This window comes from Marininema mesophilum (assembly GCF_900106775.1).
In the GTDB taxonomy this organism is placed as follows: domain Bacteria; phylum Bacillota; class Bacilli; order Thermoactinomycetales; family DSM-45169; genus Marininema; species Marininema mesophilum.
This window is the reverse complement of record NZ_FNNQ01000001.1, coordinates 62,249-86,085: the sequence shown is the minus strand read 5'-3', so window position 1 is coordinate 86,085 and position 23,837 is coordinate 62,249. Positions and strand designations below refer to the sequence as shown.

The following is a 23,837-nucleotide window of genomic DNA, read 5'->3' as shown; positions in this document are numbered from 1 at the left end:
CTAAGAACCCAACTTGGCAATAGACGAGCCATTCTTTAGATCTTCTCATTTAAGAAGGGATAGACGTTGACGATGGAATGGTGAATCACAATGAGTGAGTTGGAGATTTTCTTGCCCGATAATCCTGGGGCTTATAAGTATATAAAAAAACCTTACCTGGACTTGATATTCATAACTGTACTGTTTGTAATTACAGAAATGAAATGTCGCAGTGAAAAGGATGGATGTCCATCTACACAGGCGACTAAGAAAGAATACCAAACGGCAATGAAGGAGGCGGAAGATCAATTGGCCAATCATGATGGTGAAGAAAACTTGGTATATATCGTCAGTGATGGATTGGAAACCTGCGGCGGAGATCCTGAAAGGAAGCAGAAAACCTGCATCAACAAGATATGAAAGCAGTTGTAAATATCATTGGTTTGATGTAGATAATCAAGGACAAACTGCGTTGGAAGCTGTTGCAGACGCAGGTGGAGGAGAGTTTAATTCAGTAGACTCGGATGAGGATTTAAAGGCATATTTCGAGGCGGAAAAAGAGCGCTTAGCTGATGAATGGAACTGTTGGCAAAGAGAAAATGATGATAAAATTGCTCGTGTAGGGAGTGCGAAGTATGATCAGCTACAAGATAATTCGGATTCAATTTATGCAGCTTCGGAGAGAGAAGATAAGAGATTTGATCAGATGACCGATTATCTTGAGAGGAAAAAGAAGCTCCATCGTGTAGAGTAATTTTGAAGGGACAACTTCAAAAACCACACACAAACGTTAATCATTTTCTGGTTTTAATTCAAGGATGTTTTTTAATGGCTTTTGAAGTGCGTCCACAATGGCTGTAATGATACTTGTTGCTAAAATTCCCATTAGACTTAATGATATAGGACCTGCTGGATCATCACCTGTAACTTTAGCAAGCACTTTTAAGCTTACTATTCCTAACAAAATAAGGAAAATGACTGTAAAAGCACATATCTTTATAATCTTCAAAGATTTAAGGGATAATTCAGAGAAAACATTGTTATTTTCGATGTAGGTTAATAGTTTATATGATTGATACAACGCAACAGAAAACGCAATACAGAATCCGTATGAACATACTAAAAAGGGGATTAGGAAGTAAGCCGTATCTGGATGGACTTTTGCATCTCTAACGGCTATCACAGGCAACCAGATACACGAAGCAAGCACTGCAATTCCAGCCAGAAAAATAATTACCTTTAAGAAAGTGGTTGAACCTCGTTTAACATTCATTTAAAACACCTCACTTAATTAATGACAACCAGGGCTGTTGATCAGCCATATTTTAGGGTAAAAAAGTAGAGTAGTTTTAAAGGGCCCACCTCAAACAACGCACAAAGGAGCATTCTTATCAAGCAGAGTACGCTACTTCTCGATATTTTGCAAACCTTATATAGTCAAGAAGAAACGTTTAGAACTCACTCGTGCTTATGAGTACAGGGAAGGTGCTCGCAAATTTAGCTCCTACGATGGTTTACGATTTTGGGTCGCTGCATCGATGGGCCGCTGGAGAGGTTTTCGCGACAGTGAAAAGAGGATGAGGAATCATCCAATTCTCCCTTCGGTCGATCATTCCACGATTGCCAGGAAAGCGAGTGAAATTCCTTTATCGTTTCACGATGAACAGGGCAACGAGATCCGTGTGGCTACCAATCTGATGACAATCTCTCCAGAAACCATTGCAGACTGCTATCGCGCTCGATGGCAAGTGGAACTACTTTTTCGTTGGATGAAACAACATTTGAACGTTACCCATTTATTTCCTGAATTAGGTTAATCGACAGCCCTGATAAATATGATTTTATAATTAAACATAAATAATAGAGGCTCCTTGTGTATAGTTACGAGAAGTTGTAAATCTCAGAACTGAACCAGGGAGCCTCTTTATGAACAATTTTTTAGAATGGAAAAGGGTTTCTCTTGATGTTAGGGTTTTTGACCAAAAGGGGATAAGTGCCCGTACAAAAGCCAGTAGCTCTTCTTATCTTGAAGGGGTTTTTCGTGGTAAACTGAAGTGTCGGAGTGAGGGAGAACCCCGCTCTTTCTAAAATGGTGCAAATTGGTAGGGAAGGTTTTCTAGAGCAGGAAGGAGGGGAGTTCATTGCATCTTAAACGGTTGGATATAGTTGGTTTTAAATCCTTTGCGAATCGAACCGAACTGGAATTTGTTCCAGGAGTGACAGCGGTCGTTGGTCCGAATGGAAGTGGCAAATCCAATGTGACTGATGGCATGCGGTGGGTGTTGGGCGAACAGAGTGCCAAAAGCTTACGTGGAGCCTCAATGCAGGACGTGATCTTTTCAGGAAGTGATTCCAGGAAGCCTGTTGGTTATTGTGAAGTGGCAATCACCTTTGACAACAATGATCAGAGATTAGGGATCGATTATGCAGAGGTTACTGTAGCACGGAGAGTTTACCGCTCTGGAGAAAGTGAGTATTACATTAACAAACAGGCTTGTCGACTGCGCGATATCACCGAGTTGTTCATGGATACAGGGATTGGGAAAGAGGCCTACTCCATGATTGGGCAGGGACGGATCGATGAAATTCTCTCTACCAAATCAGAGGATCGCCGGGTGATCTTTGAAGAGGCGGCGGGGATTGTCAAATATAAATCTCGCAAACGCGAGGCTGAAAAAAAGCTGGATGCTTCCGACCAGAACTTATCACGCATTCAAGATTTGGTGAGTGAGCTAGAAGATCAGGTTGCCCCTCTCACTGAGCAAGCAGAAAAGGCAAAGCAATATAAAAAACTGAAAACTGAGCTTACACAGACGGAGATTGGACTGTACGTACATAGAATAGAAACTCTTCACCAAAATTGGCAGAAAGCCGATGAAACCCTGGGGCATCTGCGTGAAAAGCAGGCACTTCTGGCAGCAGATGTCTCCAGTCATGAGGCTGAATTAGAAAAGATCCGCTGGATGATTGGACAAAAGGAACGACAAGTAGAATCTTTACAAGGAGAGCTCCTGCAAAGGAGTGAGGAATTAGAAAAAACCGAGGGACAGCGAGAAGTCCTGATGGAACGCTCCCGTAACCGTGTTGCGGCGATCGATGAATTGAATGAACGTATTCAAACGTTGACAGTTGCCAAGAATGATCGAGAAGCCGAATGGAAGCAACAACAGGAGCGACTGGTTGTAAAAGAAACAGAGCTTGCCGATATACAAGGAAAGCTAGATGGAGCACTTGAACGGTTTGCAGCCTCCGTTGATCGTGGTGTCACCAATCTGGACGATTTGAAACAACGCTTATCTACTCTTCTTAACGAACGTACTCGCTTGGACAGTGAATCGCGTCATATTCAGGAACAGTATGAGCAGGCAAAGAAAAACGAGGAGGAATTGATCGAGCGGGAAGAAAAAGAAGCAGAAAAAGCTTCGGAACTACAAGGTCGAAAAGAATGGCTGGATCGAGAACAAGCAGAGGTTGAGAATGCCCTAGAAGTTTGCACGACCCAGATGAAGGAGTTAGTAGAGGATCGCAGGGAACTAGAGAAAAGCATTCAGGAAGCGGCAACGTTACTTCGCCAAGCAGAACAAAAATTGGACAACCTCCGCTCTCGCCGTGAGATCGTTAAGGATATGGAAGCAGGACACGCAGGTTTTTTCCAAGGTGTAAAGGAGATCCTCAAGGCATGGGACCGTGGTGCTACGGGGCTAGCCGGGCTTCATGGGGCTGTTGCTCAATTGATTCAAGTTCCTGCAGAGGTTGAAGTGGCAGTTGAAACCGCTTTGGGTGGGGCAATGCAACACTTAGTAGCGGCAAATGAAGCAACCGCTCGTGCAGGGATCCGTTATCTTAAAGAGCAACGGGCCGGTCGTGCTACCTTTCTTCCTCTGGATGTGATCAAAGGGCGCTTCTTCCCTGGACAGGAAAAAGCGGAATTGGAGCAGATGGATGGTTTTGTCGGCATTGCTGCTGATCTAGTGAAATGTGAGCAACAATACCGGAAGGTTGTCCTTAACCTACTCGGACAAGTGGTTGTAGCACGTACGCTGGAACAAGCTAATGGAATTGCTCGCCGCCTCAGCTATCGGTATCGCATCGTTACCCTTGACGGAGAGGTGGTTAATCCGGGTGGATCGATGACTGGGGGAAGTCAGCAAAAAACGAAAAATAATCTCCTGGGTCGTTCTCGTCAAGTAGAAGAATTGGAGAAGGAGGTCGTGGTGGCTCAATCCGCTTGGGAGGAGGCGCTTGAGGATCATAAGGAACTACTCAGCCAGCAACAGGAGTTGGATGAGGAGTTGGAGGATCTACGAGAAGAAGGAGAAGCACTGCGCCACTCCCAACAAGAGCTTAAGGGTACTGAGCGTGAGTGGATGGTGGAAAATCGTACCCATCTTTCTCAACAAGAGCTTACCAGAACTGAGAAAGAACGATTAGTGGAGGAATTAACACGGATTCGTGATCGACAGACAGAATTGAGCCAACAGACGAAGGAATCAGAAGCCGAGGAAGATCGTCTGAAAAAATCGATTCATGTTTCCCAGGAACAAGTGGAGCAACACGCCTCTGAGATGGATGCGGCCAATAAAGAGATCACCGATTGGAAAATTGGTGTTGCTCGTCTTACCCAGGAACAAGAGTATTTAGCCCTCGATTGTGAGCGACTTGCGGGGGAGACAGCCAAGGCGGAAGAGGCGATTCAAGAGGCGCACTCACGCTTAAATCGCCAGAAATCTGGTGAAGAAGATGGTGGCGAAGAGGCCCGTGCCCTCGCTGTGAAAGTGGATGAACTCCGTGAGCAAAAGGAGTCGATCCAATCCTCCCTTACCAGAGCTAAGGAAGAACGAGACGCTTCACATAGCAATCGTGGGGAGCGGGAAGCGGAATTAAAAACGATGCAACAGGGTCTTCGTAAACACGAAGAAGAGTTGCATCAGCAGGAGGTACGAGCCAATCGTCTCGATGTAGAGTTAAATCATTTACTGGAGAAACTAGCAGAGGAGTACGAGGTGAGCTATGAGTTAGCTAAGACTCGTTATGAACGTCCAGAGGACCCTAAACAAGCGGAGCGTGAGGTACGATCATATAAAGGGAAAATTGCCTCCTTAGGTGAAGTGAACCTGGGTGCAATCGAAGAGCACGGTCGTCTAACCACGCGGCTTAATTTTCTCATTGGACAACGGGATGATCTTCTCCAGGCGAAAGAAACACTCAAACAGGTGATTCGAGACATCGAGGCAGAGATGTCCAGTCGATTTTCCCAAACCTTTGAAGCGATCCGAGTTGAGTTTACCGATGTATTTGCTAAAATGTTTGGGGGTGGGCAGGCGGATTTACGTCTGACCGAACCGGATAATCTACTAGAGACTGGCATTGAGATCACCGCACAACCTCCAGGGAAAAAGCCGCAAAACTTGGCGCTTTTATCAGGTGGGGAGCGGGCGCTCGCTGCTATTGCACTATTATTTGCTGTCCTGCGTTATAAGCCCGTTCCATTTTGCGTATTGGATGAAGTGGATGCGGCCTTGGATGAAGCTAATCTTTCCCGTTTTACGAGCTACCTACGGGAGTTTTCCCAAAAAACGCAGTTTATCATTATCACCCACCGGAAGCGGACAATGGAGGGTGCAGATGTGATGTATGGCATTACGATGGAGGAAGCGGGTGTCTCCAAAATCGTCTCTGTCAAGCTGGAGGATTTTGATGGAGAGCGAGAAGTTGCCGCCGCAAAGGAATGAGGAGGAAAGTAAAATGAGTTTTTTCAAACGCTTAAAGGAGAGCGTCTCCAAAACGACGGGATCCGTAACACAAAAGTTTAAGACGGGGCTATCGAAAACAAGTGCCTCCCTTGCTGGAGCGATGGATACGGTCTTTATGCGTAGCAAAATTGATGAAGAGATGTATGAAGAACTAGAGGATGTGTTGATTAGTGCAGATGTTGGAGTTAACACTACGTTAGAAATTGTGGAGCGTTTGCAAAAAGAAGTGAAGGAGCGACGGATTAAAGAGCCAGCTGAGCTGCAACCTCTCATGTCAGAGATCCTAGCGGACATCTTGAAAGGGGATGGAGATGGCTCCTCCTCAGAGATGAATATCCAAGAGGGAGAATTGACGGTTGTTCTGATGGTAGGTGTAAACGGCGTTGGTAAAACAACTACTATTGGGAAGCTGGCACATCACTATAAACAGCAAGGGAAAAAAGTACTCTTAGCGGCTGGTGATACCTTCCGTGCTGGAGCCATCGAACAGCTTCAGGTATGGGGGGAACGGGTCGAGGTAGATGTCATTCGCCATCAAGCAGGGTCTGATCCTGCGGCGGTCATTTTCGATGGAATACAAGCGGCAAAAGCGCGAGGAGGCGATGTACTTCTCTGTGACACTGCTGGCCGATTGCAAAATAAAGTAAATCTGATGCAAGAGCTTGCAAAAGTACATCGGGTGATTCAACGAGAGATACCTGGAGCTCCACATGAAACGTTATTGGTCTTAGACGCAACTACAGGTCAAAACGCCTTACAGCAAGCGAAGATTTTCAATGATGCCACAGGATTAAGTGGGATCGTATTAACGAAGATGGATGGCACAGCTAAGGGTGGGATCGCGATTGCGATTCGCCGTGAACTGGCTACTCCTGTGAAATGGATCGGGCTAGGCGAGAAAATGGACGATCTACAACCCTTCGCCGCTGATCAATTTGTACATGCTTTGTTCGCGAATGTGATCGAAAAAGAAGAAGCAATGCATTAATTAAAACAAATGAGTAGCTGGTGTAAAACCCAGCTACTCATTTTTTACTCACTCTATACAGAAGGATGGCCCTTCCATAGATGGATCCTAGTTCCTTTTTTTATGGTAGAACGTAGTATCTTTCTGGCTAGTTCAATGTGAAGCAGTCTAAAAATAAACAGATGGCTATACTTATCTCTGGTGGCGGTTAGGGCCCATTCAATTGGTTATGAGGATTCTAAGCGATCCGGTTTGTTTAGATCCTTGGGGGAGAATTGTTTTCGTTGCAGGGAAATCCATCCTATGAGTGTAGCTAGCCAGAAGGCGACGAGTACGAGAAAGGAATTCCGGATACCAGTGGGGTTGTCCAATGCAATCACATCACGTAAGCCATTTACGCCATAGGTCATGGGTAAAAAAGGGTGGATAATTTGGATGGGCCCCGGTGTTAGTTCGATGGGAAAGGTGCCACCACTGGAGATCAGCTGCAGGATCAACACGATGACAGCCAGCAAACGTCCAGGGCCACTACCACATACGGTTAATAAAAAACCAATGATGGAAGCGGACATCCATGCAATTAAAATAAGATAAGCATAAAAGGCGAAAGTGGAGCGCAAGGGAAGGCCAAGCCCCAGATGGATGACTGTCCCTGTGATGATCGCCTGTAACAGACCGATTGGTAAAATAGAGAGATACTTACCTACTGCAGTGAACGCGGGTGGATGAGGAACTAGCTTCCAACGCGTATCTTGATGGGGGATGATGAAAAAAATCATGAGGCTCCCTACCCAAAGGGATAAAGGTAGGAAGTAGGGAGCAAGCCCTGTCCCATATTGCTTAATTGGAAAAAGGCGTTTCTCCTTTGTCTTTACGGGCTCCGAGAAGACGGGTGCCAGTTTATCTGATGGAGCCTTTGCGTTGGCAACAGCCTGAGAAAGTTTTTTAGCTAACAAACGGTTACCAGAGGATAATTTTTTTGCCCCATTTGATAATTCATTCATCCCCGAGACGAGTTTACTCATTCCTGAGGAGAGTTGTTTCGCACCCTTGTTTAATTGAGTAGCTCCTTTTTCTAGTTTTTGTGCTCCCTGTGCTAAGAGATGGATGGAAGTGGTCAATTTCTTAATTTGTGTAGCTATCGTCAAAGGATTCATATCACCCGATAATAATTGAGGAAGGAGTTTTCCTACCTGATTTAGAGGGTCTTCGATGGAGGAAGAAGCTGTCTCCCATTTTTGCATTTGATCCATGGCCTCTTGATAAGAAGGATCTGATTCTAGTTGGGGATTATTTTGCGAAAGGGATTCAAGGTTGTTACGGATCTTTTCTTCTTGGGAGCGAAGTTGAGAAAATTTCTGCTGGATCGTGGAGAGCTGGGCGCGAAGTTGTTGTAAATCACGTGCCTCTTTGGAGCCACGAATGAGTGCTTTTGCATTTTGAGCTTTTTTGGTAATCCCCGATACTTCCTGGTCCAATTGGGTCAAACCTTGGGACAGTTTATGGATTCCTGTTTCCATTTGACCGGCAGCTTCTGCTAATTGTTTGGCCGCGGATGCAGCTTCGTTCGTCCCCGTTTTTAATCGTTGAATCCCTTGATCCAAATTTTCCGCTCCATCGGCAAGTTTTTCAGCGGCTTGAGCTGCTTCGTTGATTCCTCCTCTTGATTTCCCCACGATGTTAAGGAGGTTTTGGACATATTCACGCGTAAATTGGTTACTTACTTCTTCCCGAATTTGCGCTTCTAATCGGCGAGATATTTGCGTGGTGATGTAGTTTTTTCCTTCGTTAAGAGTGAAGAGGAGTTGAGCAGAACGTGGGTTGTCCCCTTCTACTGAGAGGATATCCTTGGTGAAGTTGGGGGGGACGCGTACAACTAAGTAATAATCCCCCCCCTTTACACCCCGTATTGCTGTCTCATTATTCGTTTCGTGCCATTCAAGATCGACATCCTTTTTTATGCTCTTTACAAAATCTTTTCCGTAGTGAATGGTTTCCCCATCTTTTGTTCCTCCTTCATCATCGTTGACGAGGGCGACAGGGAGGCGTTCTAGTGAACCGTAGGGATCCCAAAAGGCATACAGATAAAGCCCACTATATAACAGTGGAATTAGGATGACAGCGATCAGGCCAAGGCGGGCGATCTTATTGCGATATACGCGTCGCCATTCTGTTTGAGTGATCGTCCATGGGGTCATTGGAAGGCCTCCGTTGTTTGAGAGAAATCGAGCATATAATCACAGTTGGATACCGTATCATCGCGCATGGTTGTGGTAATCAACAATAGAGAGTGTTGCTGGATTTCTCTCATTAAATCCCCCCAAGGGTGTCTCCACTCACTTCCTGTCATGCCTTCTTCGGGATCATCGAGCAGAAGTATGTAAGGATGATGGGCAATCGCAACGGCGATGCCTACTCTCGTTTGCAGATGGCGATCCACATCTTTCACCCGTTGATGGCTTACATGAGAAAGTTGCCAATCCTGTAAAAGCTGATCGGTGCGTTTCTGGATGGATCCAGCACGAAAAAGGCGAATTTGCATCTTGATATGTTCTTCGATGGTGAGTGTAGGAAAAAGGGGGATCAGGTCACGAATAGGTCCAATTCCGATGTCACGAGCTTTAGGCGGGCGGGTCCCACCTTTTCCTTCGAGCAAGACTTCACCATGGGTAGGTGCCATAAGACCTCCTAGTGCAAGTAACCAGCTTGTACGTCCTGTACCGGATGGCCCATATAGTGCGACAGAGCTACTTCTTTTCCAAATAGCATCGATGGCTTGAAAAGAGGAGCTTTTTTCTTTTTTGACAATGCTAAATTGACGTAATACAAGCTGCTCCATAGCAATCCCTCCGACAGTCGGGTCTACCTTTCTTTCAGTATGAGTCTTGGAGAGGAATCCATGCATCACAGGATCGGGAGCTATACCATGGAACAGGAGTACCCACGAGGATCCTCGTGGGTACTCCTGTTCCAATAACGAAAATGGGAATGAAAAAATAGCTTTCATTTGGATTAGAGTGAACGTGGTTTCACCCATAGTTTACGAAAATCAATCCATCCAAAAGATTCCATGCGAACCTTTTGCAAGGAGCTAGGATAGGTCGCTTCTCGATTGAGGTGATATTGAAAGAGAAACAGGTGATCACGGTGAAACCAGTCTTCTATTTCGCCCCAAATAGCCATTCGCTCTGCGGAGGTTTTCCCCATAATGAATCGGTCAATATAATGACTGGCTATTTCCTTTTTTTCGGAGTCAAGAAGTTGGTGTAAAAGGGTTGAAATGGCTAGGAACATTAACAGGCTCATTTCCGGTTCTTGATCCAATACTTCATCGACGATAAACATATGCCCTTGATCGATCACTTTTTTTTGTTGAACGTTTCCAAGATTAAATGTTTCCAGTGGTTTATGAAGTAATTCAATGGCTACACCGATCTGAGCACATCGTTGTTGAATCCATCTTATGTCCTCCCATTGTTCTTGGGAAGGGTAGTGGTAGATCAGAGTGAGTTTCTCTCCTTGATATGTACTTTTGGCTAAAGCTTCTTTTGCCTCTGCTAGGGTACCTGAAGGAATGAATGACGGATCACTCCGGTCGGGAAAAAAGCTATTAGCAGGAGAAAGGCGATTCGCACCAAGCGCTCGAACCATCGCATGTCGATCTAGCGCAAGTCGGATGGCTTTTCGGAACGAGCGATCTTGTTGAGGGCCCGGAAGATTGGTGTGGAAAATCAGCATTTGAGTGGAGTTTTTTCGAAATCGTTTGATTGTCTCTGACTCTTGTTCGATATCCTCCTCAGTGTACTGGGTTTCTGCTGTGACCATTTGATAGTTAAGTGTGTGATGGATCTCCTTCGGAACTCGGAGGATTTCTACCTGATCGAGCCAAGCTCGCCCATTAAAATAATCCTCGAAGGCTACTAAAATCAGCTTTTGTTCAGTAAGAGTGCGCATGACAAAGGGACCAGTGCCGATTGCCTTTGTTAAGATGTCTACATCATAGGGAGTGATAGCGGTATTAACTGCGCACAGGATCCTCGGGAAAAATGGGATGGGTCTGTTGAATTGAAACTGTACGGTATGTGGATCCAGGACGATCACATTTTCTAGGTAGCGGCTCAACCAAGAGAGAACGCTAATTTGCGGGTCGATAAGACGTTGAAAGGTATGGGCAACATCCTCTGCTATGAGAGAACGGCCATGATGAAATCGGACTCCCTTGCGTAGATAGAATGTCCACTTCATATCGTCCTTGGTATCCCAACCAAGGGCCAGATGGGGAAGCACTCGTTTACGAGCAGGGTGATAGCGGAGCAAGGTATCATACATTTGCCGAACAAAGTGGCATTCTGATGCTGTGTAAACTTGAACAGGATCCATCGTTGCAAATCCACGATAGCGGGGAATTCGTAAAATGTGCCGATTTCCCATGGTAGAGCCCCCTGTTTGAAAGCCAAAACGCTGTCCAAGTTTAGCGGTAAGTGCTGTACGTGCATGAGGCGGTAGGGTGAATGTATTGAGAAAAGTCATCGCTTCTTCGAATCGGCCATGCTCGAACTGCTCTTCGATGTAAGACTCTACAACGGTAGTTAGCGGGCGTAAAAAAGTAAGTTGTGAATGATTTCCTCGGCCCCTTCCAGGCTTCCAACGAATCCATTCCCGTTCTTCTAGCTTGTTTAAGACCCCCTGGGCATTCCGCCTTGTACAGTTAAGCACCTGGACAATTTTCTTGAGAGATGTTTTTACTTCAACGTGAGTTTCCGCCTCTAGATGAGCCAGACGGATGGTGAGATAATGTTCAGTTACCTTCATGTAGTGCCTCCGAAAATAAAAGATGAAATAACTTTTCGATAACTTCTCTTTTTGTTCCTCTTTTCCCTCCTGATAATGGTAAGTAGAAAGAGGAGGCGATCGAGATGTTACTTCGTAACTTTCACCCCAATATTCGCATTCGTATCATGACTTCTTTTTTGACACGGATTGTGGGGACGATGGTGTTTCCATTTATGGCGATTTACTTTGCAGATGTGATGGGAGCCACTCTTGCTGGTCTCCTCGTCCTCAGCAATGTGGGAGTGGCTATGGTAGCTGGTTTTGTGGGTGGCCACTTGGGAGATCTAATCGGTCGTAAAAAAATGATGGTTATAGCAGAAAGCCTTATGCTGATCGCTTTTATAGGGATGGCCTTAGCCAATTCACCCTGGTGGTTCTCCCCATGGTTCACCTTTGTGATGATGATGCTTCATGGGATTTCATCGGGGATGATGAATCCAGTAGCGGAAGCGATGCTGATTGATGTAAGCACCCCAGAAAATCGGCGGCTGTTGTACACCATCAATTACTGGGCGATTAACTTATCGATAGCGCTTGGCTCATTAATCGGTGGACTCTTATTTAATACGCATAAGTTTGAGCTCTTTCTCAGTTTAACAGGAATCTCCTTATTTACATTGATATTGTTAATGGTCAAAGTAAAAGAGACGATTCCACTCCAGCGAGAGAAACGAGAGAAGAAACTTACGGTGGGTTGGAGCTTCCTATACTCTTATCGAAAAGTATGGGCAGATAAACCCTTTGTCCGTGTATTGCTCGCTGGCCTTTGTCTATATGCAGTGGAATGTCAAACGGTCAACTATATAGCGATTCGGATTAGCAATGAATTTGAGGTGCAAAAGTTATCATGGGATGGATGGTTCTCATTTCAACTAGATGGTTTGATGATGGGAAGTTGGATTCGTTTAGAAAATACCGTGCTGGTTATCTTAGGAGCGGTTTGGGTCTCCCGTTTGCTAAAGAGGTATGGGGATCAGCGAGTGCTTACCCTTGGTATTCTTAGCTATACAGTGGGTTATGCGGTGCTTACGGTGTCGAATGATCTTATTATATTACTAATAGCAGTATTGGCTTTTACCTTTGGAGAGCTAGCTTATGTCCCTGTTCAACAGACATTAATGGCTGATTTAGCCCAAGAGAATCTACGGGGGAGTTATATGGCCGTACGAAATCTATCCCATCAAGGGGGAAAGATGGCTGGGGCGATGGGGATTACTTTAGGAGCAGTAATTCCTTCATGGGGAATGGCGATGATTTATGTTGCCGTGTGTTTGACGGGGTTCGTTTTGTTTATGAGTGTGTTGACTAAGCTCCGTCAGGTAAGACAACAGGAAAGCTTAAAGAAGAATATGAGCAGAACAAAAGGGAGCCGTGTACTATCCTCGAATGGGTAGAGGCAATAATAAAGACCTGTCATTTACGACAGGTCTTTTATCTTCCTATGGATTTACTTCATCCATTCCTTGACTTTTTCTGGGTTCGCTTTAATCCAGTTCTTGGCAGCCTTAGAGGGTGAATCACCATTGCGGATATCGAGCATCACCTTCTCCATATCCTTAGGTTCCCAGTTAAACTGGTTCATAATCTTGTAAGCTTTTGGATTGTTGGATTGTAGGTCTTTATTTACGATGGTGTGAACCTTCTCTTTTTGACCAAATTCGTTTCTCGGGTCTTTGAGGAATTTAAGCTTCATCTTGGCAAACATCCAGTGAGGTTTCCATCCAACGACAACAACGGGTTTTTTCGCTTTATAGGCCTTCTCTAAAGTAGCGGCCATCGCTGCACTGGAACTTTCTACTAGCTTCATATCCAGTTTATAATCCTTGATCAGTTTTTCTGTCTGCTTCATCATATCGGAGCCTGCTTCAATACCGATGATTTCTTTTTTGAATTGGCCTTCGCTTCCCTTCATATCAGAAACCGAGTTGGCTTTCACATAGGAAGGAACGACAAGCCCTAAAGTGGTGCCCTCAAGGTTAGGGCCGAGGTCTTTGATTTGACTTTTATACTTATCCACATACAACTGATGTTGAACAGGTAACCAAGCAGCTACGGTCCCATCCGCTGCTCCGCTAGCTACCCCTGCAAACATCGGCCCAAGATCTACTTCCAATAGCTTCACATTAAAGCCTGCCTGCTCAAGGGCGGCTTTTAAAACATTGGAACTGGCAACTTCTGAATCCCAGTTTACATAGGTGAGTGTAACCGTCTTTTTAGCGGATTCTGGTTGATATGTAACAGGAAATACTAGTAACGAAAGGGCCAAAATTGATGCGACCGCTCCCCGCCAGTGATTTCTAAACCAGCCTATTGAAGCAACCTTGGTGACGGGTTTCTCAGAGGCGAGGCTTTGAGTAATACGATCCAGAAGAATTGCAATAACAACGATACAAAGACCGCCTTCAAACCCGACGCCTACTTCAAGGCGAGTGATGGCCCGTAGCACGATGGTTCCTAATCCACCAGCGCCGATCATCGAAGCGACGACGACCATGGAAAGAGAGAGCATAATGGTCTGGTTAATTCCAGCCATAATCGTAGTCTTCGCTAAGGGAAGTTGTACTTTAAATAATTTCTGAATCGAGGTAGCACCAAAGGCATCCGCCGCTTCAATCAATTCACTGTCCACTTGTCTGATCCCTAAATTGGTTAGGCGAATCGTTGGTGGCATCGCGAAGATCACCGAGGCGATGATGCCTGGTACTGTCCCAAGAGAAAAGAAGAATACTGCAGGAATCAGGTAAACAAAGGCAGGCATGGTCTGCATGAAATCCAAAAAGGGCATGATGACATTCTGTGCTCCGCGGCTCCGTGTAGCGATGATCCCCAGGGGAAGTCCGATGATGATAGAGATCGCTGTCGCTGTAAGAACCAAGGCGATCGTTTCTGCACTTTCGTTCCAATATCCTAATGACTCAATCAATGACAAGCCGACCAGCGTGTAGATCCCGATACGTAGACGAGTGATTAGCCAGACGAGGACGCTGAGGGCAAGGATTGCTACCAACGTAGGTGGTGTAGTCAATACGGATTGGAAAAAGTTAACTGTAGGTTCGATAATCCCTGATATGAAAGTAAACAGGGGTGTAAGGTTGTCCTGTAACCACTTCACAATCGCATTTATCCATTGATCCAGTGGGATTTTTTTAGGCAGAATCATTGGGTGCTCACTCCATTTCCATTTCCAGCAAGAGCAGCAAAGATCGACCCACGAACAACCACTCCACGTAATTTACCTTGTTCATCGGTGACAACTGCCGGTTGGGCAAACTGCTTCTCGGCCATTTGTTGTAGTAGTTCGCTGACAGGCGTATCCTCTGAGGCCGTTACCACATCAGTAATAAGAGACTTCTCCAGCGCCGATGCTTCTTCCTTAGCATCTAAAGCTTTTTTTGCTTCTTCAGCAGTGAGAATCCCGAGAAATTTACGGTCACGACCGACGACCATCAAGGTGGAAGTTCCCTTTTCACGCATTCGTTTTAAAGCCACACGAGGACCGTCTTTGCCTAGGACGAGTACTTCTGATCTTTTCATGATGGAACTAGCCGTAAGCACTTTGGTTAGATTCACGTCTTCGACGAACCGTTCCACATAGGCGTTGGCCGGATTGGTCAAGATTTCTTCGGGTGTACCCACTTGTACAATAGAGCCATCTTTCATCAGTGCGATCCGGTCACCGATACGAAGCGCTTCGTCCAAGTCGTGGGTGATGAAGATAACCGTTTTTTTCATATTGGCTTGTAGTTCTAGCAGCTCGTCTTGCATATCTTTACGAATTAAAGGGTCCAAGGCGCTAAAAGCTTCGTCCATCAAAAGGATGTCTGGATCGTTTGCTAGGGCACGCGCTAAGCCTACACGCTGTTGCATACCCCCTGAAAGTTGATCAGGGAAGCTTTCAGAATAGCTACCTAGCCCCACTAGCTTTAAGGACTGCAATGCTTTTTCTGCACGTTCTTGACGTGCAATCCCTTGAATTTCTAATCCATATTCTACATTTTCTTGTACAGTACGGTGGGGAAATAAAGCAAACTTCTGAAATACCATTCCCATCTTATTTCGGCGCATACGGCGCAATTCTTCTGCGCTCATTTTAACGACATCTTCCTCATCAATAAGAATGGAACCACTGGTTGGATTAATTAACCGGTTCAATAAACGAACCAATGTTGACTTTCCGCTACCAGAGAGCCCCATGATCACAAAAACTTCGCCTGTTTCGACGTGGAAGTTGGCACGGTTCACGCCGACGGTCATCCCAGTTTCTCGGTGGATGTCTTGCTTACTTTTCCCCTCATCTAACAGCTTCTGTGCTTTTGAGGGGGATCTACCGAAAATCTTGGTTAGGTCCCGGACTTCTACTTTTTTCATTGCAATCCCCCTTTTCAAGTAAGTTCCTTATCCCCTATTATGTATCGCTATTTTTTGATACAGAGTGGATGGAACTTGGTAAAGTATAACGGAAATAAGAAACAGAATCCAATCCTGGTCTGTATCAAGTAAAATACCTTGACAACCATATACCCACTTGATAAGATGATTAGCGTGTAAAGTGTTATACCTTGACAGAGGGATGCGAGGTGTTCTTACGGTGTTAGAGAAAACGACCCGCGTCAACCTACTGTATGATTTCTATTCTCCACTTCTCACCAAGAAACAACAACAAATTCTAGAATTTTATTTTCATGAAGATTGGTCGATGGGTGAAATTGCCGATCATCTAGGAATTTCGCGCCAAGCCGTCTTTGAAGGATTGAAGCGTGCACAGGGAGCCTTGGAAGAGTGGGAAGAAGCATTACAGCTTCTCCGTCGTCATCTTCAGCGGAGGGAGATTGCTGACCGGATTATAACCGAGACGAAGGATTCTCCTGAAGGTAAGAATGTGAGAAGTATGGTGCAGGAGTTATTAAATCTCGATTAAGACAATTGTAAGAACCTGAGGATCAGGGAGGCGGCACAATGGCATTTGAAGGATTGTCCGAACGCCTGCAATCTGCGCTAAAAAAACTGCGCGGTAAAGGGAAAGTGAACGAAGCTGACGTTAAGGCAGTGATGCGTGAGGTACGCCTTGCTCTTCTCGAAGCTGATGTTAACTTCAAAGTGGTGAAGGAGTTCGTTTCCCGGGTGAGCGAGCGAGCCGTCGGCCAGGAAGTGCTAACAAGTCTCACCCCTGGCCAACAGGTAATCAAAGTAGTTAATGAGGAACTGACCCAATTAATGGGAGGCACGCAAGCGAAGCTTTCGCTCGACTCCAAGCCATCAGTCATTATGATGGTTGGGTTGCAGGGGGCGGGGAAGACGACAACCAGTGGTAAGCTGGCTCATCATCTACAAAAGCAACATAAGCGCCCGTTTCTTGTAGCAGGGGATGTCTACCGACCCGCTGCAATCCGGCAACTAGAGGTGTTGGGAGAGAGCATCGAGATTCCGGTGTTTTCCCTTGGTGATAAAGAAGATCCGGTGAAAATCGCAGAACAAGGTGTTGCTCAAGCCAAAGAAGAAGGTCACGATGTAGTGATTGTGGATACTGCGGGCCGTTTGCATGTTGATGAAACGATGATGGATGAGTTGAAGGCGATTCGCGAACGGGTTCAACCGGATGAAGTGTTGCTCGTCGTTGATGCGATGACTGGGCAAGATGCAGTCAATGTTGCTGAGAACTTTAACCGAGAGATGAATTTGACAGGCGTTGTGCTCACCAAGTTGGATGGAGATACCCGAGGCGGGGCAGCTCTTTCGGTGAAGTCAGTGACGAACTGTCCTGTAAAATTTGCTGGGATGGGTGAGAAGGTAGACGCCCTCGAGCCTTTCCATCCTGAACGGATGGCATCGCGAATCCTCGGCATGGGGGATGTCCTCACCCTGATCGAAAAAGCTCAAGCGAACGTGGATCAGGAAAAGGCCCGGGAGTTAGAGCGCAAGATGCGCACCCAGGAATTTACCTTTGATGATTTTCTCACCCAGTTGGAACAAGTGAAAAATATGGGCTCCTTAGATGAACTCCTCGGTATGATGCCGGGGACGGGACAGATGAAAGGGCTCAAAAATATGCAAGTGGATGAAAAGCAACTGGGCAAAGTAGAGGCGATTGTTCGCTCGATGACTCGGGAGGAGAAACAAAGCCCTGATATTATCAATGCAAGTCGTCGCAAGCGATTGGCAGCGGGCAGTGGCACGACAGTCCAGGATGTGAATCGCCTGATCAAGCAGTTTATGGACATGAAGAAGATGATGAAGCAGTTTTCTTCCATGACCAAGGGCAAGAAGAAAAAAGGAATGGGACGCTTTAAGTTCCCGTTTATGCAGTAGAAAATTGGTTTACCCTGTAGAGGAGGTGAAGTTCTAAATGGCAGTGAAAATCCGCTTGAAACGTATGGGTGCGAAGAAAGCTCCTTTCTACCGTGTTGTTGTAGCTGATTCCCGTGCCCCTCGTGATGGTCGTTTCATCGAAGAGATCGGGTACTACAATCCGCTAACTCAGCCGGCCCAAGTGAAAATCAATGCAGAGAAAGCAATTCAATGGCTCTCTGATGGTGCACAGCCGTCTGATACGGTGAAAAACTTGTTCCGTAAAGAAGGTATCTTGAAAACAATCCATGAAGCAAAAAACCAGAAGTAAAGTTCCTTTGTTCCTATGAAGTGGACATAAGGGGGGAATCCCTTTGCAACAACTGATCGAAGCGATCGCCAAAGCGTTGGTGGATCATCCGGACCAGATCCGTATCAGAGCGCGTGAAGAGGAGGAGAGAGTGGTATACATCCTCTCTGTCGCTCCTGAGGATATGGGGAAGGTGATCGGTAAGCAGGGACGGATTGCCAAAGCTTTACGAACGGTAGTCGGAGCAGCTGCGGTCAAGGAGAAAAAACGCGTCATGGTGGAGATCGTCTGACGCGGCGACTGCGGCGAAACCCATGAAAGGAGGCCGGTCCATGTCTGAACCGGACTGGTTGACCGTCGGCCACATCGCCGGCACCCATGGGGTCCGTGGTGAAGTTCGCGTGGTCTCTCGTACGGACTACCCCGAACTCCGTTTTGTGCCCAAAGCAAAACTGATGCTCTCCCACCCTCAGCTCAAGGAGAATCTGGTCCTTACCGTGGAAAGCGTCCGTACTCATCAGAAATGGTACTTGATCCGTTTTCAAGAATGGCCAGATCTTACTGCGGCGGAGCCTTTCAAGGGGGGGACGCTGATGGTGGATCGTTCTCAAGGAGTTGAGGAAGAAGATGGTTTCTACCACTTTGAGATCATCGGTTGTGAAGTGGTGACGACGGAGGGAGAGTACCTCGGTACCATTACCAACATCCTGCAACCTGGAGCAAACGATGTCTGGGTCGTACGCAGTCCAAAAGGAAAAGAGCTCCTTATTCCCTACATCGATGATGTGGTGAAGGATGTGGATGTAACCACGAAGCGTGTGACCATCCAGTGGATGGAGGGGCTTGGGTGATCGAGGTGAAGGTAGTTGCGTTTTGATGTTTTGACGCTTTTCCCAGAGATGTTTACAGGATTTTTTTCCTCCAGCATTATGAAGCGAGCGATTGCCAAAGGTTTGATTACAGCTTCCGCTATTAATTTCCGTGATTATACGACGGATAAACACCGAACCGTTGACGATACGCCCTACGGTGGTGGTGGCGGGATGGTGCTGAAACCTGAACCATTGTTCCAGGCGGTGGAGGACCTGAAGCGGGATCAGACAGAGTCACCTCGCGTGTTGATGATGAGCCCTCAAGGCGAGCCCTTCACTCAGCATAAAGCAGAGGAGCTATCCACAGCCTCTCAGTTGATAATGCTCTGTGGCCACTATGAAGGATTTGACGAGCGAGTGAGGGAACATTTGGTGGATGAAGAGATCTCCCTTGGTGACTATGTTCTCACAGGAGGCGAGTTACCTGCGATGGTGATGATCGATAGCATTAGCCGCTTGTTACCTGGAGTGCTTGGGAACGAATCGTCAGCAGATGAGGATTCTTTTTCGACAGGTCTGTTGGAATATCCCCAGTATACCCGTCCTGCGGATTTCCGCGGGTTGAAGATCCCGGATGTGCTTCTTTCAGGTCATCATCGTCAAATCGAAGAGTGGCGTCGACATGAGTCGCTACGGCGTACATTTCATCGCCGTCCTGACTTATTGGAAACCGCTGATTTGACGAAGGCAGACCGCGCTTTTCTCGCGAAATTGTTGGAGGAAGAGCCTTCGTAAGAAGGCATCCTGCCAGTAAGGTCTCCAATTGTTCTTGATCACAATCCTGTGTTAAAATGGGTTTTGTGCTTTATAAGCCAACGGATCTAGTTGAACTAACTTTTGAAAGGAGGGAAACTACATGAATCCGGTTGTACGTGAATTGGGTGAGCAACAGTTGCGTAAGGAAATTCCTCTCTTTCGTGCTGGTGACACTGTAAAAGTACACGTGAAAGTTGTCGAAGGTAGCCGTGAACGGATCCAGCTCTTCGAAGGAGTTGTGATTAAGCGCCGTGGTGGCGGTATCTCTGAAACCTTTACGGTTCGGAAGATCTCCTATGGGGTAGGAGTAGAACGGACGTTTCCGCTTCATTCCCCTCGGATTGACAAACTGGAAGTTGCCCGTCGTGGTAAAGTCCGTCGTGCGAAACTGTACTACCTACGCGAACGTCGTGGGAAAGCGGCACGAATCAAAGAAATCCATTAATTTTCTAAAAGGGCTTGAATTCTCAAGCCCTTTTATGAGTTGTATAGAGTAGTCTGATTAATGAGGGAGTATTGACCTCATCCCCCGCTCCTGGATGAGGTCAATACTCGCTTCCGTATCTACTATCGCCATGAGGACTCTTCTTGGTGCGGGGGGTACGGTATGCGATAGTCAGGAGGAGCATCATGAGTGAGTTTGTCCCCCGTTCGGAGAAACATGGAAGGCAGCAGCGGGGAAGTGATGAGGCATGGGAATGGCTTCAAGCACTTGCCATCGCTGTGGTGTTGGCTTTGATCATCCGTGAGTTGGTTTTTTCGCCTTTCAGTGTTTCTGGATCTTCGATGATGTCAACAGTGCATGATAAAGACAAGGTTGTTGTTAATAAACTGATCTATCGAATCAGTGATATAAAGGTTAATGATGTGGTTGTCTTTGAAGCTCCTGAAAAGAAAGATTATATTAAACGAGTGATCGGATTACCTGGTGATGTGGTGTCCGCCCAAAATAATGTTGTTCGGGTAAATGGGAAAAGCATTGATGAACCCTATGTGGATCAGGGAAATCGAACAGAAGATTTTGGACCAGTGAAGGTACCGGCTAACCATATTTATGCTATGGGAGATAATCGGAGTAATTCCAAAGATAGCAGGGAGTTGGGGCCGATTTCGATGGATAAAGTAATCGGGCGAGCCGATGTAATCTTTTGGCCGATCAAAAATTACTCGTTTTTGTGGTGAAAAGGGTGATGAGATGAGTACCATTCAATGGTTTCCTGGACATATGGCAAAAGCTCGCCGTCAAGTTGAGGAGAAGGTTAAACAAGTGGACCTTGTTTTTGAATTGCTTGATGCAAGGCTCCCGATGGCTAGCGGTAATCCGATGATCGATGAAGTGCTCGGTGAGAAATTACGCGTGATTTTACTTACCAAGAGCGACCTTGCTGATCCCAAAGTAACAAAGGAGTGGGGTGATCATTTTCGCGCACACCATATTAAGGTGCTTCCTATCGATACGCTTTCAGGAGAAGGGATTAAAAAAATTCCATTAATCAGCAGAGAATTGTTAAAGGAGAAACTTGCAAGTCGAGATAGAAAAGGGATTAAAAGTGAGCGGATTCGGGCCATGGTTGTTGGTGTTCCCAATGTAGGGAAATCAGCTCTCATTAACCGCGTAGCCGGGCGAAGTATCGCTAAAACAGGAGACCGTCCAGGTGTGACTCGCACACAACAATGGATTAAAGTGGGAGATGGTATGGAACTCTTGGATACCCCAGGGATTCTCTGGCCGAAATTTGAAGATCAGATCGTAGGCTTTCGTCTGGCAGCAAGTGGGGCGATTCGAGAGGATATCCTTCCAGTCGATGAAGTGGGACTCTATTTACTCAATTACTTGGGCGAAAGGTACCCTGAGCTCCTTCGTGAGCGATATAAGATAGAAGAACCCGAGTCGATGGAAGGCCTCGCTTTACTTGAAGAAGTGGGACGCCATCGGGGTTGTATGCGACGGGGCGGTGAGATCGATTATGATAAAGCGGCGGATATCGTCGTCAAAGATCTACGTTCTGGCCGCTTAGGACGAGTCTCCTTGGAACGTCCTTCTGATTGGGAGGTTGAAGTGGATGAAAGTGACGGGGACGATTCGCGAGATTGAACAACGTTTAAAAAATGAAGAGGTAGATTCTCGCTGGGTAGAAGATTGTTTATTGGACACTCGTACAGGGGTGCAAAATCGAGCCAAGGCTTATCTGAAAAAACAAGATCGTATCCGCAAAGAGAAGGAGCGGATGGAGAAGTTATGGAACTTTGAACGTACATATTGGCAAATGGGTTATCGCATGATCGCAGGCCTTGATGAAGCAGGCAGAGGGCCGCTCGCAGGGCCCGTCACGGCTGCGGCGGTTATATTGCCGGAAAATTTCGATGTATCAGGCCTAGATGACTCCAAGAAGTTAAGCCCTGAATCGCGCCAAACCCTACGTACTCGAATTGAGCAGGAGGCGATAGCGGTGGGGGTTAGTATTGTGGATCATCAACGGATTGATGAGATCAATATTCTACAGGCGACTTATTTAGCGATGCGCCAAGCTTTACAATCCTTAGAGATGAAGCCGGATTTCTTGCTTCTCGATGCTGTGGAAATCCCAGAGCCACCCTGCCCCCAGAGAGGAATTATTAAAGGGGATGGAATGAGTCACTCTATCGCCGCAGCTTCGATTATCGCGAAGACGGTTCGAGATGAGTGGATGATGAAGGCGGCTGAGGAATTTCCGGAGTATGGATTTGATCGTCATATGGGATATTGTACAGCGGAGCATTTAGTCGCATTGGACAAGTGGGGGCCATGTGCGATACATCGCAGAAGTTTTGCTCCTGTCGGAGACCGGGTATAGAGGAGGATCATCCACACTGGACGGTGAGAAAAGTGGATCGGGATCAACGAAAAGAGACAGGTTTTCTCGGTGAAAAGATTGCCCGGCGTTATTTGGAAGAGAAGGGTTGGCGGATTCGCGAAACGAATTGGCGTACCCGACTAGGTGAGTTGGATATTATCGCGGAGCAGGATGGTTGGATCATCGTTGTTGAGGTGCGAACTACGCGGAGTCATCGTTATGGCTATGGCTTTCAATCTGTGGATCGGAAAAAACAACAGCAAGTTCGCCGATTGGCCACCCAATATTTGCGTCAAAAGCACCTTGATCATCACCTGGTGCGACTCGATGTGATCTCCATCTTGCTAGGGCCGACAGAAGAAGCGGTTCAGGTGGATCATTTTGAGGGCGCTTTTTGATAGGGTTAATCTAATACACCCGTGTGGGATTAGAGTGAGTATGATCGTTATAGGAAACGAAAAAACACCCATAGGGTGTTTTTTCGTTTAGACAGCTTCCAGGTGGGTATTCAATAGTTCTTGGTAGAGATCTTCGCCACCAATATGAACTCGGAAAGAGACAAGATCTTTCCCATTGATTTGCCACTGATGCAATTGCTGAAAGACAAGGTAAATGCTCTTTTTCACTTCGATATGGGGATACAACTTTAGATCTACAAATTGACTATATAAGTTAGGTTCCTCCACGCGGTGGGAACCTACTTTCATCCCTCGTAAACTCTCTTCAAGCCCTTTAAGTAGGTAGGAGAGCCACTCGGGACAAGTACCATCCTCTAAAAAATGGATGGTAAAACCCATCATGGGATATCGATGGATATCTGATTCAGAATACGCGCTTTCATCTTGGTGTGCGGCGTCATAGAGAAAAAACTCGATATGTATCTTGCGAGGTGCCACTTCCACATTCTTCTTACTCTTTTTCAACTTTTGTTGCAGTCGTAATTCATTGTTTTCTCGTTTTAAACGGTCGATTTCTTTGTGCAACCGTTCAGGTTCTTCCATGTGAGCAGGCTCCATCGCCGTATCGAAGAAGCGCTTCATCCATGAGAACATACATAACCGTCCCCCTTAGCGACCTTCTAACTTCTATTATACTTGACTAGGCGGAGTGAACCAAGATGATTCCCATAAAGTATTCTCTTTCAATATAGGAGAATCTGATTCTCTACCTGATAAATAGTAATTAAAGGGTTCTCTATCCTAATAATGGTGTGATCTGCGAGGGTTAGAAAATATAGTAGCCCCTTAG

Annotated in this window: 24 protein-coding genes; 17 read left to right on the top strand and 7 right to left on the bottom strand. The window is 46.2% G+C overall.

What is annotated here, in order from left to right:
* Window positions 1-90: 90 nt before the first annotated feature.
* Window positions 91-399 carry a hypothetical protein gene (locus tag BLV90_RS15890; protein WP_143034960.1) on the top strand — a complete coding sequence of 103 codons (309 nt, stop codon included), beginning with the start codon at window positions 91-93 and terminating at the stop codon, window positions 397-399.
* Window positions 400-451: 52 nt separating this feature from the next.
* Window positions 452-733, top strand: coding sequence for a hypothetical protein (locus BLV90_RS15885; RefSeq protein WP_143034959.1), 282 nt, complete (start codon window positions 452-454; stop codon window positions 731-733).
* A 36-nt stretch (window positions 734-769) separates the two neighbouring features.
* On the opposite strand, the gene BLV90_RS00330 is transcribed toward BLV90_RS15885, so the two are convergent.
* Window positions 770-1,252 (bottom strand): DUF2975 domain-containing protein, encoded by a 483-nt coding sequence (locus BLV90_RS00330; protein ID WP_091734546.1) that lies wholly within the window; start codon window positions 1,250-1,252, stop codon window positions 770-772.
* Between the two features lie 265 nt (window positions 1,253-1,517).
* Here BLV90_RS00330 and BLV90_RS00325 point away from each other — a divergent pair, with 265 nt between their 5' ends.
* The 3 genes from BLV90_RS00325 (at window position 1,518) to ftsY (ending at window position 6,720) form a co-directional block, all read left to right on the top strand.
* A complete protein-coding gene (locus BLV90_RS00325; RefSeq protein WP_091734544.1) occupies window positions 1,518-1,796 on the top strand; it encodes a transposase in 279 nt (92 codons plus the stop codon).
* A gap of 324 nt (window positions 1,797-2,120) precedes the next feature.
* Entirely contained in the window at window positions 2,121-5,711 is a 3,591-nt protein-coding gene (smc, locus tag BLV90_RS00320; RefSeq protein ID WP_091734542.1) for a chromosome segregation protein SMC, read from the top strand.
* A gap of 13 nt (window positions 5,712-5,724) precedes the next feature.
* On the top strand, window positions 5,725-6,720 hold the full coding sequence (ftsY, locus tag BLV90_RS00315; protein ID WP_218142271.1) for a signal recognition particle-docking protein FtsY: 996 nt from the start codon (window positions 5,725-5,727) through the stop codon (window positions 6,718-6,720).
* Window positions 6,721-6,926: 206 nt separating this feature from the next.
* Here ftsY and BLV90_RS00310 read toward each other — a convergent pair whose 3' ends face one another.
* From BLV90_RS00310 to BLV90_RS00300, 3 genes are all read right to left on the bottom strand, one after another.
* Window positions 6,927-8,897 (bottom strand): YhgE/Pip domain-containing protein, encoded by a 1,971-nt coding sequence (locus BLV90_RS00310; protein WP_091734538.1) that lies wholly within the window; start codon window positions 8,895-8,897, stop codon window positions 6,927-6,929.
* A complete protein-coding gene (locus BLV90_RS00305; RefSeq protein ID WP_177167818.1) occupies window positions 8,894-9,538 on the bottom strand; it encodes an ATP-binding cassette domain-containing protein in 645 nt (214 codons plus the stop codon). The genes BLV90_RS00310 and BLV90_RS00305 overlap by 4 nt, the downstream gene beginning before the upstream one ends.
* Before the next feature lie 173 nt (window positions 9,539-9,711).
* On the bottom strand, window positions 9,712-11,511 hold the full coding sequence (locus BLV90_RS00300) for an ABC transporter substrate-binding protein (protein WP_091734536.1): 1,800 nt from the start codon (window positions 11,509-11,511) through the stop codon (window positions 9,712-9,714).
* Between the two features lie 104 nt (window positions 11,512-11,615).
* Here BLV90_RS00300 and BLV90_RS00295 point away from each other — a divergent pair, with 104 nt between their 5' ends.
* Window positions 11,616-12,926 (top strand): MDR family MFS transporter, encoded by a 1,311-nt coding sequence (locus BLV90_RS00295; protein WP_091734534.1) that lies wholly within the window; start codon window positions 11,616-11,618, stop codon window positions 12,924-12,926.
* 53 nt (window positions 12,927-12,979) lie between these two features.
* On the opposite strand, the gene BLV90_RS00290 is transcribed toward BLV90_RS00295, so the two are convergent.
* Together BLV90_RS00290 and BLV90_RS00285 are read right to left on the bottom strand one after the other, a co-directional pair.
* Entirely contained in the window at window positions 12,980-14,692 is a 1,713-nt protein-coding gene (locus tag BLV90_RS00290; RefSeq protein WP_091734532.1) for an ABC transporter permease/substrate binding protein, read from the bottom strand.
* Entirely contained in the window at window positions 14,689-15,900 is a 1,212-nt protein-coding gene (locus tag BLV90_RS00285) for a quaternary amine ABC transporter ATP-binding protein (protein ID WP_091734530.1), read from the bottom strand. Before BLV90_RS00285 ends, BLV90_RS00290 begins: the two co-directional genes overlap by 4 nt.
* 220 nt (window positions 15,901-16,120) lie before the next feature.
* On the opposite strand from BLV90_RS00285, the gene ylxM reads away from it, so the two are divergent.
* From ylxM to BLV90_RS00230, 11 genes are all read left to right on the top strand, one after another.
* Window positions 16,121-16,450: a YlxM family DNA-binding protein gene (ylxM, locus tag BLV90_RS00280; protein WP_091734528.1), complete on the top strand. Its 330-nt coding sequence runs from the start codon at window positions 16,121-16,123 to the stop codon at window positions 16,448-16,450.
* A 38-nt stretch (window positions 16,451-16,488) separates the two neighbouring features.
* Window positions 16,489-17,838 carry a signal recognition particle protein gene (gene ffh / locus BLV90_RS00275; RefSeq protein ID WP_091734526.1) on the top strand — a complete coding sequence of 450 codons (1,350 nt, stop codon included), beginning with the start codon at window positions 16,489-16,491 and terminating at the stop codon, window positions 17,836-17,838.
* A gap of 37 nt (window positions 17,839-17,875) precedes the next feature.
* On the top strand, window positions 17,876-18,148 hold the full coding sequence (gene rpsP, locus BLV90_RS00270) for a 30S ribosomal protein S16 (RefSeq protein WP_091734524.1): 273 nt from the start codon (window positions 17,876-17,878) through the stop codon (window positions 18,146-18,148).
* A gap of 43 nt (window positions 18,149-18,191) precedes the next feature.
* Window positions 18,192-18,419: a KH domain-containing protein gene (locus tag BLV90_RS00265; protein WP_091734521.1), complete on the top strand. Its 228-nt coding sequence runs from the start codon at window positions 18,192-18,194 to the stop codon at window positions 18,417-18,419.
* A 40-nt stretch (window positions 18,420-18,459) separates the two neighbouring features.
* A complete protein-coding gene (gene rimM / locus BLV90_RS00260; protein WP_091734519.1) occupies window positions 18,460-18,978 on the top strand; it encodes a ribosome maturation factor RimM in 519 nt (172 codons plus the stop codon).
* A 15-nt stretch (window positions 18,979-18,993) separates the two neighbouring features.
* The gene (gene trmD / locus BLV90_RS00255; RefSeq protein ID WP_091734517.1) at window positions 18,994-19,734 is read left to right on the top strand and encodes a tRNA (guanosine(37)-N1)-methyltransferase TrmD; all 741 of its coding nucleotides are present in this window, start codon (window positions 18,994-18,996) and stop codon (window positions 19,732-19,734) included.
* Between the two features lie 121 nt (window positions 19,735-19,855).
* Window positions 19,856-20,200: a 50S ribosomal protein L19 gene (gene rplS, locus BLV90_RS00250; RefSeq protein WP_091734515.1), complete on the top strand. Its 345-nt coding sequence runs from the start codon at window positions 19,856-19,858 to the stop codon at window positions 20,198-20,200.
* 185 nt (window positions 20,201-20,385) lie between these two features.
* Window positions 20,386-20,937 carry a signal peptidase I gene (gene lepB, locus BLV90_RS00245; RefSeq protein ID WP_091734513.1) on the top strand — a complete coding sequence of 184 codons (552 nt, stop codon included), beginning with the start codon at window positions 20,386-20,388 and terminating at the stop codon, window positions 20,935-20,937.
* A 13-nt stretch (window positions 20,938-20,950) separates the two neighbouring features.
* On the top strand, window positions 20,951-21,850 hold the full coding sequence (gene ylqF / locus BLV90_RS00240) for a ribosome biogenesis GTPase YlqF (protein WP_091734511.1): 900 nt from the start codon (window positions 20,951-20,953) through the stop codon (window positions 21,848-21,850).
* A complete protein-coding gene (locus BLV90_RS00235) occupies window positions 21,819-22,589 on the top strand; it encodes a ribonuclease HII (RefSeq protein WP_091734509.1) in 771 nt (256 codons plus the stop codon). Before ylqF ends, BLV90_RS00235 begins: the two co-directional genes overlap by 32 nt.
* Window positions 22,541-22,987: a YraN family protein gene (locus BLV90_RS00230; protein WP_091734507.1), complete on the top strand. Its 447-nt coding sequence runs from the start codon at window positions 22,541-22,543 to the stop codon at window positions 22,985-22,987. The genes BLV90_RS00235 and BLV90_RS00230 overlap by 49 nt, the downstream gene beginning before the upstream one ends.
* 87 nt (window positions 22,988-23,074) lie before the next feature.
* On the opposite strand, the gene BLV90_RS00225 is transcribed toward BLV90_RS00230, so the two are convergent.
* A complete protein-coding gene (locus BLV90_RS00225; protein WP_091734505.1) occupies window positions 23,075-23,641 on the bottom strand; it encodes a hypothetical protein in 567 nt (188 codons plus the stop codon).
* Between the last annotated feature and the right edge of the window lie 196 nt (window positions 23,642-23,837).